The organism is Mucilaginibacter gossypii, from assembly GCF_900100945.1.
Taxonomy (GTDB): Bacteria; Bacteroidota; Bacteroidia; order Sphingobacteriales; family Sphingobacteriaceae; genus Mucilaginibacter; species Mucilaginibacter gossypii.
Map to the genome: position 1 here is coordinate 207,480 of NZ_FNCG01000008.1, position 13,178 is coordinate 220,657.

Here is a 13,178-nt window from a genome sequence, read left to right on the forward strand (position 1 = left end):
TTTTACAGTATTAAAAACTGCGATTTTAATCGTTTTTATCTCGAAGAAACTCTGACAAAAGTCAGCCAAAAACACGAAAATGCATAACAAAAAAAACCTCTCAGAGCCTCAAAAACAGCGTTTGAGTGTTGTTTTGGAGGTATTGAATAATCCGATATTATCCACTTGATAATCAAGTATTTACGATTTGTAAATGCTTTTTTTGTGCTTTATCAGGTTGTTTGGGGGCTTATTCAAGAAATTTTTTTTTCAAAAATTACGTCATATTCACCACCAAAACAGGCTAAAATCGCTTAGATAAAGCTTTCTGAAAAGTTCTTCATGAAAAAAGCATGCAAGAGGTTGCTCCAGAAGGCTTAAGGCCAATTGTTCAAGGTAATCAATCAACGCGCCTAAATGATAAACCGACAAAGCACTTTCGGCGTTGATCTTTGTAACCATTAATAGAGATGAAAAGGTCTTGTGTATTTTAGGTATTTGCCGCAAAATGGGCTTATGCTCGACAAAGCGGAAAGGATCCTAAGGGTTTCAACTTAGTTGGCGTCAGTATGCATAATAGAATTCCTGTTTAGCTTATTTTTTAAACAGGAATTTACGATGCGTAACTCCCCAGGCCGAAATAGCTTCAATTACTCCGCTTAAAGTCTTACCATGTTCTGTTAACTCATATTCCACCGTTATCGGCTTCGTAGGCATCACGGTCCGGACTACTATTTGATTTTGCTCCAGTTCCTGTAACTCTTTGGAAAGCATTTTGGCAGCAATACCATCTATTCCACGCAGCAGATCCATAAACCGCACCTTGCCATATAGCAGAAGCCATCCGATAATCTGAATTTTCCATTTCCCAGATAATAAGATCATTGTATCCTTTATCGCAATCAATTGCTCTTTACAATCAGGTATTTCCGGGGCTTGCTTTTTTGTATTCATATACTGCAAAATTACGATGGTCGATTTATGGTTAGCGGCTTAGTTTCATAGAGGAAACCGGTTTCCAAAGGGTAACAGATAACATTTATAAAGTTACTTCAAAATAATTTTGTGCCGTAAATATTTGAACCATGCAGAAAGAAAAAAGAATTTATTGGATAGTTATCATTATCGCCATGGCGCTGATTGTGCTGCCGTCCTATTTTGCCCCGAAAGCGTATTTAATAGAGTCCATACACAGACTTGGCTTCCCGGTTTACTTTGGTCTGGAATTAGACATCTGTAAGATCGTTGGCGCCATAATTATCCTCATCCCCGCCGTACCCGTTATGTTCAAAGAATGGGCTTATGTCGCTTTCGGAATATTGCTGCTTTCCGCAAGCCTGGGGCACTGGCTCGCTGATGGCCCTGCAAAAGGTACAGCACCGCTGATCCCGTTTGCCATACTATGTGTATCCTACTATTATTTCAGAAAACTAAACTATCCGGTGACCGCAAAACGCTGAAAAATGAAAATAGAGATCTGGAGCGATGTGATGTGCCCGTTTTGTTATATCGGCAAGAGAAATTTTGAGGCTGCCCTGGCAAAATTTCCTGACAGGGATGATATAGAGGTAGAATGGAAAAGTTTCCGGCTTGACCCTGCCATGCCGGAAGTGCCGCGGTATCAGGAAAACATGTACCAGTTTGTGGCTGCACGTAAAGGGATCAGCTATGACCAGTCAGTTGCCATGCATGAACAGGTAGCAAGGATGGCTGAGAATGCAGGTCTTGACTATCAGTTCGATAAAATGCTTGTCACTAACTCGCTGAAAGCGCATCGTATTATCCAAATGGCAAAAACAAAGGGACTGGGAGAAAAAGCAGAAGAACGACTGTTTTATGCCTATTTCACAGAGGGCAAGAATCTTTCTGATGATGCGGTTCTAACAGAACTTGGAATCAGTATAGGCCTGACGGCTACAGAGGTAAAAGAAGCCCTCACCAATCCTGTTTTTCAACATCAGGTAGAAGCCGACGGTGCAGAAGCATCCAGGCTGGGGGCAAAAGGGGTTCCTTTCTTTGTAATAGATCGCAAATATGCCATCGCTGGCGCTCAGCCTGGTACTGAAATTCTTAAAGTACTGCAAACTGCTTACGCTGAATGGAAGAAGGACAACCCCGGCCTGATCCATGTTAGACAGGGTAATACCTGTGCGCCCGGTAATGACTGTACAAATTAACCGATCAATGAAAAAACAAAAAGAATAAAGATGAAAAAAACAATAGCCATTGTGGGTGCGGGTCCGGGTGTAGGATTTGCCGTGGCAGAAAAATTCGGAATTGAAGGCTACAATGTTGCGCTGCTTGCGAGAAATGTGGAAAAACTAAATGCGCTGAAAGACGATCTGTTAAAAAAAGGCATTGAGGCTGCAACTTTCCAGGCCGATATATTAGACCGGGGGCAGTTGACCAGCGCGCTGCAAGAGGTTATCCACCATTACGGAGCAATTGATATATTGGAATTCAGTCCGACCCCCACCTGGGAAAGTATGCGGACTGCCCGGAATATAGATATAGCAAATGAACAATATCATCTCGACTACCAGGTACTCGCTGCAATAACTGCCGTGCAGGTTGTACTCCCACAAATGCTGGAAAGGAAAGACGGTAGCGTCTTGTTTACTACGGCATCCTCCGCCCAGCATCCAGTAAACAGAACCGCCAGCTTCGGCGTTGCCGCAGGCGCTTTATTAAATTATGCGCGGTTGCTCAACATGGACCTGAAAGAGGACGGCATTTTTGCTGGTATTGTGTCAATTGGTGCTTTGGTTGTAAGTGAGGGTAAACACAAAGGGGATTTTCCGGATGGAATGCCAACGATAACAGCAGCAGAGGTGGCAGAAGCGCATTGGAATCTTTATAACCAACGCAATGTTGCAGAAATCATGTTGCCTTAATTTGGCGGCGGAGTTTTGACTATCAGCGTTGAAGCAGATCCACGCAAATGCAATTGAATAAAAGTTTTTCGCGTTCGATTAGATCAAGTATATGGATATTTCGGAGGTCTTGGCCATTATATTCCATGCGCTTGAGGGCACAAAACTACTCTCAGAGCCCAAAAACCGTGTTTGGGAGTTGTTTTTGAGGCCCTGAATAATCCGATCTCCGCATCTTTTTCGCAAAATCCGCCGAGTTTCGCAAGAAATCGGCGGATTTTCTTTTTTTACATACGTTTTTAAACAGTCTGGGATATCCCAAAAATGATGGCGATAAGACCCGCAGCCGCCTGATAAAAGGACGAAATCTTTGAGGATAAGCCTGGAAATACCATATAGTCATAAATTAACAATGATATTTGCATCAACCGGGTTATATTTGTCAAAACAACACCAATTAAAATAAATTACTGAAGCCTTTATTGGTTGCTGCGAGTGACTATTCATCAAATTTTAATCATGCTTAAGTTTAAAAGCTGTTATATATTGACATGCCTGCTCTTTTTGTGCGTCCCATCTCAAATTTATGGACAGGCTGCTATAAACTTTACATCTATTACAATAAAAGAAGGATTGTCTTCGAATACCGTAAATACCATTATAAAAGACCGGTTTGGATTGATGTGGTTTGGAACGGGAAACGGGCTTAATAAATTCGATGGCAGTAATTTCGTTATTTACAGGCATGGCGCATCTGGTAATAGTATTCCTTCCAACGAAGTTTTGTCAATGTTTGAAGATAAAAGTGGGCGGATATGGGTTGGTACCAGCGGAGGGGGGCTTTCTTATTACAACCGCAAGTTTGATCGATTCGAGCCTTTCAGGGGAGACGGTTCCTGGCCAGAAATTTCAGACATATCAGTCAGGGCTATTTGCCAGGACCACCAGGGCAAATTATGGGTAGGCACCTATGAAGACCTCCGGATAATCGATCCGAAAACCGGCAGAATTACGCCTGTTAAGATTCCGGAACCTGATAAAAAGGACGCGGGCGCGTTTGTCGTGCTCTCTTTGTTCGAAGATAGTCGACAGCGGATGTGGGTTGGTACCAATTATGGGTTATACCTGTATGAATGGTCATCAAATTCCTTCAAAAGGTTTTCGCACAATGAGCAGGACAGGTACGTGTTAAGTAATAACACGGTTAAAGCAATCATTGAAGATAGAAAAGGCAGCATTTGGTTTGGTACGTACGACGGGCTGAACAAGTGGACAGATGACGGGCATTTTGAAATTTTTCGTTCTGGCAATCAATCGCCCCTGGGTCTGGACAATAACGCAATTTTCACGATGTGCCTGGCTAAAGACGGAAAGATCTGGATCGGAACAGAGGGTGGGGTCAATTTATTCGATCCTCAACTGGAGGTTTTTCAACAATTGACCGCAGATCCCAGGAATGCGGGCAGCCTGAAAAGCAATTCCATACGCAGCATATTTATTGACCCTGCAGGTATATATTGGGTTGGAACTTTTACCGAAGGGATCGGAAAATACGACCCTCATCTTGCACTCTTCAATCACAAGAAAAGTGACCCTTTCGATCCTCTCGGTTTAAAATCGCCGCTTGTAACCGCTTTCGCGGAATGCAGCAGCGGTGACATTTTTGTAGGGACCGACGCAGGTATTGCTTTGCTCGACAAAAAGACAGGTCTTTTGCATTCGTATGATATACAAAGTAAGTTGAAACGCCGCGGAAGCTCACTGGCCGTAACATCACTTTATATCGATAGGAAAGGAAACTTGTGGGCGGGAACTTACCATAACGGGCTTTTCCGAATCGACACCGCTACTCATAGATATGTACAATATACAGCTGACGGCAATGGTCATGGAATTTGTAGCAATGATATTACTTGTATTAACGCCGACGCGAGTGGCAGAATTTGGATAGGTACACTGGGTCGGGGAATAGATATATATGATGAAAATAGCCAATCATTTTCACATCTGACAAGTCAAAACGGGGCCGGCGGCCAGAGCCGGAGTTTACCCGTTAACGGTTTTATTTCTTCTGTTATTCCGGGCCGGGACGGGCGCATGTGGATTGCTTCGATGGGAACTGGAATTGTAGTGCTTGATACTGAGCATCAAAAGTGGACGCATTACAATAAAAAAAATTCGGCACTGGCCGACGACGTGGTACTGAACTTATTTGTAACCAATGACGGCAGTGTTTGGTCTGGCACCAAACAGGGGATTAGCTACTTTGACGAAAATCAAAAAAAATTCATTTCTTACGGTGAAGATCAGGGCCTGGCTAATTCCTTCGTAAAATTAATTTTGCAAGACGATAAAGGTTTCCTGTGGTTAAGCACAGATCGCGGAATCAGTTCGTTTGATTACAAAAGAAGGGTTTTCCGCAATTTTACTAACGAAAACGGCGTACAGCAAGGAGCTTTTTCTTCAGGCTCAGGAATTAAAACCCGGGACGGCAATCTTTATTTTGGAGGTCAGGACGGCTTTAATTTTTTTAATCCATCGAGATTACCGGTTGTCTCTCGTCCCGGACGGGTAATTCTAAGCAATTTAACCGTTGATAATGCGATAGTAAATCCGGGAAATGAGTCGCCGATTCATGAGCATATCAGTACCGCAAAAGAAGTCACTTTGAAATATGGCCAAAATTTTTCCATCGGCTATGTGGCACTGGATTATACATCTCCTAAACAGAATTTATATGCTTACCGGCTAAAAGGTTTTGATAAAGCCTGGAATTATGTTCAAAATATTCGGACAGCCAGCTATACCAATATTGATCCCGGGACATACAGTTTTGAGGTGATGGCCAGTAAAGATGAAAACCACTGGAATAACCCGGTGACGACGATCAGGATAACTATATTGCCGCCGTTTTGGCGAACAGTTTATGCCTATATTGCTTACGTGGTTATTTTAGGATCGGCTTTGTTTTTCATAAGGAGACGTGGTATTCAGAAGATCCGGAGGCAATTTGAGCAGGCCCAGGAGAAACTTCAAGTTAGTCAGCTTATTGAACAGGAAAGGCGGGAAGCTGAACGTTTGCATGAGCTGGACGTGCTGAAAATAAAGTTTTTAACGGATCTAAGCCACGAGTTTCGAACCCCGGTGTCGCTGATCCTGGCCCCGGTCGAAAAACTGCTCGAAAAATCTGTTCCGGGGAATGACATCGAGGATCTGAAAATGATCAATAGAAATGGTCGCAGGTTACTCAACCTGGTCAACCAGTTGCTTGACTTTCGTAAAATGGAAGAGCAAAAGTTGAAGCTCAGCCTTTCGGCGGGAGAGATTATGTCTTTTATCACCGAGTCGTGCGAAGCATTTCAGGATCTTGCTTTAAAAAAACAGGTTACACTGGAAGTTGATGTGCAACAGGAAGAGGTGCGGGCTTACTTTGACCCCGATAAACTGGAGCGGGTTATTTTCAACTTGTTGTCTAACGCGTTTAAATTCACCCCTGCCGGCGGGGTGGTTTCTGTAAGCGCACGGACTGAAAAGAGTTCGTTGTTGAGCACAGGCTTGCTGCTTAAGGTTACTGATACCGGAATTGGTATACAGGCCGATGATCTCGAAAAAATATTTGAACGCTTTTATCAATCGCGCCAAAGCAGTGCAATAGTCAACCAGGGTACCGGCATAGGCCTCTCCATAACCAAGGAATTTGTAGAACTTCACGGCGGCACCATTCAGGCGGAAAGTATAGCGGGACAGGGAACAAGCTTTTTAGTAAGGCTTCCGCTCACCGCTGCGGTGGAGGCCGGTACCTGCGAAACACCTCCCGTTTCTAATGGAAAAAACGTTAAAGACAGGCAGACCGGCAATGAAAACCCTGAACTAAAGCCAACCGTACTATTGGTAGAGGACAATGACGAATTCCGCTCCTATTTGTCGGATCACCTGAAAAAATACTATCATATTATTGAGGCGGCCCACGGTAAAGAAGGATGGCAAAAAACACTTGGCGCCCATGTTAACCTGGTTGTCAGTGATATCAACATGCCCCACATGGATGGGATTGAGTTGAGCAAAAAAATTAAAGCCGATAAGCGCACCTGCCATACCCCTGTAATATTATTAACGGCAACAACAGGGGAAGAGCATCAGTTAAAAGGCCTCAAAACAGGCGCTAATGACTATCTTACGAAGCCTTTTAATTTCCAAATCCTGCAAACCAAGATCGATAACCTTCTTGACCTGAACAAAAATCTAAAGGATACATATTCCAGGCAGATACAGATGGTTAGCCCACAGGTTGAAATGGAGTCGGCCGACGTAAAGCTTTTAAATTCGATCATGAAATATATAGAAGATCAATTAAGTGAGCCGGGGCTGTCAGTTGAAGAACTGAGCCGGCATGTGGGCATGAGCAGGGGATCACTTTATTACAAACTTCTGGAAATTACGGGGCAAACCCCGGTGGAGTACATCCGCAACGTCAAACTTGACAAAGCAGCCCAGTTGCTGGAAATCAGTGATTATAATGTAGCTCAGATCGCCTATATCACAGGCTTCGGCACACCCAGTTATTTTTCGCGGATCTTTAAAACACGCTTCGGCATGTTACCGTCGGAGTACATGATCATCAAAAGGAATATGTCTAAAAACAAGCCCACTCCTGCAATTTAAGGCGTCCTATAGCTCCGCAGCCATCTTTTTATACAATGGTCATGTATCGGAAGCAGCATTCCGGATATTCGGGTGGTCAGACTCTCAAGGCAAAGTAATTCGGCAACACTGCAGAAACCACCCATAATGGCATCATTGAACAAATGTATCACGAATTTTGCGATTTGTCCTACCCTAATCCCTTTAAAGCGATGATCTTCGGCATAGCTATGAGGGCATTCCTGCCGCCATATACAATTTATAAACTAAAAAAAACATTCTGATTTATTTGATATCGTCCGGATTAAGGTCCGCATTATGTCACCATCAATTTCGCAATCGATTGCGAAGCTGGTCATAATAAAGTTACCTTTTTGATTTAACAAACTATAAAATGAAAAACCTGATTAGAGGCCCGGACGGGAAGCATATAAAATTCAAACCTGGGCGAATTGCTCCATGGCACAAAAACTTCAATTTTTTTAAACCTGAATTATGAAAAAATCATTACAAACTATTCAAAAGAAACCATTCTTGCTGCTGCTGGCGGTTTTGCTTTCCAGCCTTACAGCATTTGGGCAAGGCAGGAAAATAAACGGTACCGTAGTCGATGAGAAGGGTCTGCCTTTACCGGGCGCTACCGTAAGGGCAAAAACAGCTAAAGCAACGTCAGTAACCGATGTTGCCGGCAATTTCACCATAACTGTTCCTCCAACCGAGAAGGCGCTTATTGTGACTTTTATTGGTTATGCCGACCAGGAAATCCAGATTAACGGGGAATCCCATTTATCCATTCGTCTTAGCCAAAGCAGTAACAGCCTTAACGATGTGATCGTTATCGGCTATGGTAGCCAAAGGTGGGAAGCTGTAACAGGCTCAGTCGCGTCGATCAGCGGCGAACGCATCCGTGATATTCCAGCGCCTAATATCAGCCAGGCTATACAAGGCAGGTTACCCGGCGTAGAGGTTTCTCAAACTTCTACAAAACCAGGTGCAACGATGCAGATCCTGATCAGGGGCCAACGGTCGCTTACTGCAAGCAATGATCCTTTGATCGTACTTGACGGTATCCCTTTTACCGGCTCTCTTGGAGATATTAACCCTAACGACGTTAAAAGTATCGATATTCTTAAGGATGCTTCCGCCACAGCTATTTATGGCTCGAGGGGAGCAAACGGCGTTGTACTTATTACCACGAATAGGGGCCAGGTGGGAGGAGCTGCGAAAATTACCTATAACGCCTATTATGGGGAGCAAAAACTTTTCGCCAGGTACCCGATGATGACCGGTCCCGAATTTTTAAAACTACGTAAAGCGGCAGGCCTGTATACCAACGCCGTAGACGAAGCGGACGATGTTAATACCGACTGGCAGAAGCTTTTTTACAGAAGCGGTATGGTTTTCAGTAATGACGTAGGTGTTTCCGGAGGCAGCCAAACGGGTACATATAATTTCGGCGGCGGCTATTATAAAAATCAGGGCCTTATTCCCACGCAGCAATATACCCGCTACTCCATGAGAGGATCTGTTGACCAGAATGTAGGCAAATACGTTAAAGTTGGCTTTACCACTAACAATAACTATAACCTTACTGAAGGCAGCCAGGTGGGCGTTGGTAGTGTTTTGGGACTTTCGCCCCTTGCCAATCCCTATAATGCGGACGGAAGCCTGAAAAGAACCGTTAAAACGCCACTGTCCGAAAGTTTCGTATTGACCAAAGGCATCATCAATAACCTCCACGATCAATGGCTCAACGAAACAAGAAATTACGCCACATACAACTCCGTTTATGGCGAAGTAAAAATTCCGTGGGTAGAAGGCCTGAAATACAGGGTAAACCTTGGTCTCGATTATGTGCAAAGCAACAACGGCAATTATACCGGAGTTGGGATTGGCAGTGCCACGCCTACAACGCCGTCAACAGCGGGCGTAAGCAACTCAGCCCAATATCACTGGGCGGTTGAAAATTTGCTGACCTACGACCATACTTTCGCTCAAAAGCATAACATAAATGTCGTGGCCCTGTATTCTACCGAGCAAACCAGGTACAATTCTTCCAGCATGTCGGCCAAAGATATTCCAGCTGATGCTTTCCAGTTTTATAATTTGGGTGCAGCAACCGGCGAAATCACAATCGGCAACGGCAACTACAGCCAGAGCGGCCTGATGTCCTACATGGGGCGTGTGATGTATTCATACGATGACCGCTTCCTGCTGTCTGCCACCGTGCGCTCGGATGCCTCTTCCCGTTTAGCTCCAGGTCATAAATGGCACACTTATCCTGCGGTTTCAGCAGGCTGGAATATCATGAACGAGTCTTTCATGAAAGGCATTTCGGTCATAGATAATTTGAAACTGCGCGCTGGCTTTGGGCAAACCTCAAACCAGGCAGTAAACGCTTATCAGACATTAGGTACTTTGGGTACGCGTCAGTATAATTTCGGCGACACAAACTATGCGACGGGCTATTATGTAACCCAGCTTCCAAGTCCAACTTTAGGTTGGGAATATTCCAAGACATGGAACTATGGAATAGACTTTTCTTTGTTTAAACATCGCTTATCAGGTACTGTTGAATATTATGTTACAAACACAAACGACATCTTACTGGGCGTAGGGCTGCCGCCTACCGCAGGGGTTGGAAGTTATACAGCAAACGTTGGGCGGACTCAGAACAAGGGGCTTGAGTTAAGTTTGAATGGTACGCTCATCAATAAAAACGGGTTTACCTGGGATTTGGGTATTAATATCTATGGAAACAGGAATAAACTTGTGGCGCTTGCTTCAGGTCAGACACGTGATGAGGGCAACGCATGGTTCGTGGGCCATAATATAAACGCCATATACGATTACAAGAAAATAGGATTGTGGCAGTCTGGCGACCCTTACCTGAGCACCCTTGAACCGGGCGGAAATGTGGGCATGATCAAAGTGTTGTATACCGGTACTTATGACGCCAACGGTCAGCCAACAAGGGCTATCGGGGCTGCCGATCGTCAGATCATTGATGTTGATCCTAAATTCGAAGGCGGCTTTAATACGCGTGTGGCATATAAAGGCTTTGATTTTAGTGTTGTAGGTGCCTTTAAGAAAGGGGGCACGCTCATCAGTAGCCTGTACGGCTCAGGTGGCTATCTGAACCTGATGACAGGCCGCAGTAATAACGTTCAGGAAGATTACTGGACGCCGGATAACACAGGAGCAAAATATCCGAAACCAGGCGGCATCCTGAGTGGCGATAATCCGAAATATGGCAGTACGCTCGGTTACTTTGATGCATCCTATCTCAAAATCCGGACAATGACGCTTGGCTATGATTTCAGCAAGCTGCTCTCAAAGCACGCGAACATGCGCCTGCGCACTTACTTCACCGTGCAAAATCCTTTTGTATTTTTCTCGCCTTATCATAAAGAGTCCGGGATGGATCCTGAACCAAACTCTTATGGTAATGAAAACGCGGCGGTGCCCCTGTCAAACAGTCTAAGAAGATTCCTGACAGTCGGCAGCAACGCCCCTTCGACCACGAACTATGTACTTGGATTGAATTTGACATTTTAACATTATCAACATGAAAACTTTAAAGATAAAAAGCGTCATAAAATCCACGCTTTTGCTAACGGTCTTATCTACGGGATGTAAAAAAGTGCTTGATGAACAACCGCGTTCCTCCTTCACCCCGGAATATTTTAAAACGGTACAGGGTGTAAATGGGGGATTAACAGCCATGTACGCGCACCTGCGTAATATTTACGGGCAAGCTTATTACTATAATTCGGGTGTTACCGGTACCGATGAAGCTACATGGGGCCAGAGCGCCGACGGAAACTTCAAAGACCTGGATTGCTCAGGCGTCGGTATCATATCTTCAACCAGTTATCCTACCAGTATCATATGGGGCGAGTCTTTTACAGACATCAACACTGCCAGCGGTGTAATCGAAAACGCCAGTGCCGTGGGGATTTCCAGCGCTCTGATTGCTGAAGCCCGCTTCTTCAGGGCATTTGATTATTTTTTGCTGGTGCAATCCTACGGCGGCGTACCGCTTGATCTGGGTTCGGGAGCGTTGAAATTTAATATCACGCCTTCAAGGACTTCAGTGCGTAATACCGTACCCGAAGTTTATACAAAGGCGATTTTCCCGGATCTGCTGCAGGCGATCAATGATTTGCCGGAAACCGGCCGGGTAACCGGCGGACTGACCAAAACGGCAGCTCGTCTTTTCCTGTCTAAGGCCTATTTAACTTATGCATGGTGGTTGCAAAATCCCAATAGTATCCCGACCTACCCTGCAAGTAACCGGACAGATCCCAATGGACACGATGCTGCGTGGTATTTTCAAAACGCCTACGATATCGCCACCACCGCAATTGATAATCCGGGCTCGTTCAAATTACAGCCAACATTTTACGATGTGAATGTTGGCACAAACGACCGTAACAGCGAAATGGTGCTTTATGCAGACCATACTCAAAGCAGTGAAAAATATAACGGTTCGAGTTTGACCTACGGAAGCGGCGGCGCTCCGGATAACTTTGCCGGCTGGATGATGACCTGGAACTATCCCAACATAATCAGTGGCGGGGTGAACTCTGTTCTGCGTGAGGCAGATCAACATTTGGGCCGGCCCTGGGTTCGTATGGCCCCTACTGTTGAAGTACTGAAAAACACTTTCGCTGATAAAGTGAACGATTCACGATATGACGGAACTTTCACAACCGTATATCGCGGAAACTGGCAAAAGGGCGGAAATACGGCCCAGACCTTAGCTAACGCCAACGGCTTGCCCGTTGCACAGGGGGGCGCGATACTCTCGTTCCTGGATAATGACGATCCGAACGTGGTATATGCCAAAGGAAACGGGAATGTTGGTGCCGGGCTGCTGCCAGGTAGATCAGATTGGGTGGTCAACCCTGGCGATATAAGCCGGATAATTTATCCGGGACTCTGGAAACTGGGGCCTTATCGTACAGATAACGGCACAGGTTTGGGACAGCCAAATGCCGGTAGTACGCGTCCTTATCCAATTGCAAAATTCTCGGAGCTATACCTGATCGCAGCAGAGGCAGCAGTTAAAGGCGCCACTGTTAAACCAGGAAAATCCGCACGTGAACTCGTTAACGTGCTGCGGGCACGCGCAGGCAAGTGGCGTTTCAATAATAATGGTAATGTAGTAAAGATTGAAGACGATAGCCAGGCTATGATGGCGGCTACGCCCGCAATTATCGACATGAACTATGTATTAGCGGAGCGTTCCCGGGAATTTTATGCAGAAGGCGGCCGCTGGTTCGATCTGGTACGGACACAAAAGTGGGGGGAACTTGCTGCTTCCTTTACAATTGCAGGAACCACCTTTGGTGACCATACGCCGGTTAAAGTTACACGTTCCATCGACTCACATCTCTATCTTCGCCCTATTCCGCAGGGGCAAATAGATGCATTGGTTATGAGCGCTGCTGATAAGGCTGCCTACCAGAATCCGGGCTACTAAGCTGGAGAAATAATGATTTTTTAACGAGGCTGTTCAATTGTGAACAGCCTCTTAATTTCTTCCGGTCGGTAATGCTTAGCGCACAGCATTTGCATAAATTATTCGATGATCTTTCTCGTGTTTGAGGGGCAATTTATACGGCTTAATGCAGCTTTCCGGTTTAACATTTGCGCAATTGTATTGCGCAGGCCTATTCG

At 45.1% G+C, this 13,178-nt stretch carries 8 protein-coding genes; 6 read left to right on the forward strand and 2 right to left on the reverse strand.

Translation table 11 applies throughout. The features are described from left to right. Window positions 1–267: 267 nt before the first annotated feature. Together BLS28_RS30880 and BLS28_RS16590 are read right to left on the reverse strand one after the other, a co-directional pair. Window positions 268–441, reverse strand: coding sequence for a hypothetical protein (locus tag BLS28_RS30880; RefSeq protein ID WP_176844487.1), 174 nt, complete (start codon window positions 439–441; stop codon window positions 268–270). Window positions 442–573: 132 nt separating this feature from the next. Further along, window positions 574–933 (reverse strand): winged helix-turn-helix transcriptional regulator, encoded by a 360-nt coding sequence (locus BLS28_RS16590; RefSeq protein WP_091169620.1) that lies wholly within the window; start codon window positions 931–933, stop codon window positions 574–576. 131 nt (window positions 934–1,064) lie between these two features. Between BLS28_RS16590 and BLS28_RS16595 the strand changes: the two genes are divergently transcribed. The 6 genes from BLS28_RS16595 to BLS28_RS16620 all read left to right on the forward strand — a co-directional run bounded on the left by BLS28_RS16595 (window position 1,065) and on the right by BLS28_RS16620 (window position 12,981). Continuing rightward, a complete protein-coding gene (locus BLS28_RS16595) occupies window positions 1,065–1,439 on the forward strand; it encodes a DoxX family protein (protein ID WP_091169623.1) in 375 nt (124 codons plus the stop codon). 3 nt (window positions 1,440–1,442) lie between these two features. Further along, entirely contained in the window at window positions 1,443–2,156 is a 714-nt protein-coding gene (locus tag BLS28_RS16600) for a DsbA family oxidoreductase (RefSeq protein ID WP_091169625.1), read from the forward strand. A 30-nt stretch (window positions 2,157–2,186) separates the two neighbouring features. Beyond that, window positions 2,187–2,873 carry an SDR family NAD(P)-dependent oxidoreductase gene (locus tag BLS28_RS16605; protein WP_091169630.1) on the forward strand — a complete coding sequence of 229 codons (687 nt, stop codon included), beginning with the start codon at window positions 2,187–2,189 and terminating at the stop codon, window positions 2,871–2,873. A gap of 612 nt (window positions 2,874–3,485) precedes the next feature. Next, window positions 3,486–7,514, forward strand: coding sequence for a hybrid sensor histidine kinase/response regulator transcription factor (locus tag BLS28_RS31210; RefSeq protein WP_218134437.1), 4,029 nt, complete (start codon window positions 3,486–3,488; stop codon window positions 7,512–7,514). Between the two features lie 474 nt (window positions 7,515–7,988). Further along, the gene (locus tag BLS28_RS16615) at window positions 7,989–11,051 is read left to right on the forward strand and encodes a SusC/RagA family TonB-linked outer membrane protein (protein WP_091169637.1); all 3,063 of its coding nucleotides are present in this window, start codon (window positions 7,989–7,991) and stop codon (window positions 11,049–11,051) included. 10 nt (window positions 11,052–11,061) lie between these two features. Continuing rightward, a complete protein-coding gene (locus BLS28_RS16620) occupies window positions 11,062–12,981 on the forward strand; it encodes a RagB/SusD family nutrient uptake outer membrane protein (RefSeq protein ID WP_090532452.1) in 1,920 nt (639 codons plus the stop codon). Window positions 12,982–13,178: the final 197 nt, after the last annotated feature.

What these genes read in the sequence shown, in the direction of transcription:
- BLS28_RS30880 (WP_176844487.1), bottom strand. Translation starts at nt 441, where the DNA reads ATGGTTACAAAGATCAACGCCGAAAGTGCTTTGTCGGTTTATCATTTA.
- BLS28_RS16590 (WP_091169620.1), bottom strand. Translation starts at nt 933, where the DNA reads ATGAATACAAAAAAGCAAGCCCCGGAAATACCTGATTGTAAAGAGCAA.
- BLS28_RS16595 (WP_091169623.1), top strand. Translation starts at nt 1,065, where the DNA reads ATGCAGAAAGAAAAAAGAATTTATTGGATAGTTATCATTATCGCCATG.
- BLS28_RS16600 (WP_091169625.1), top strand. Translation starts at nt 1,443, where the DNA reads ATGAAAATAGAGATCTGGAGCGATGTGATGTGCCCGTTTTGTTATATC.
- BLS28_RS16605 (WP_091169630.1), top strand. Translation starts at nt 2,187, where the DNA reads ATGAAAAAAACAATAGCCATTGTGGGTGCGGGTCCGGGTGTAGGATTT.
- BLS28_RS16615 (WP_091169637.1), top strand. Translation starts at nt 7,989, where the DNA reads ATGAAAAAATCATTACAAACTATTCAAAAGAAACCATTCTTGCTGCTG.
- BLS28_RS16620 (WP_090532452.1), top strand. Translation starts at nt 11,062, where the DNA reads ATGAAAACTTTAAAGATAAAAAGCGTCATAAAATCCACGCTTTTGCTA.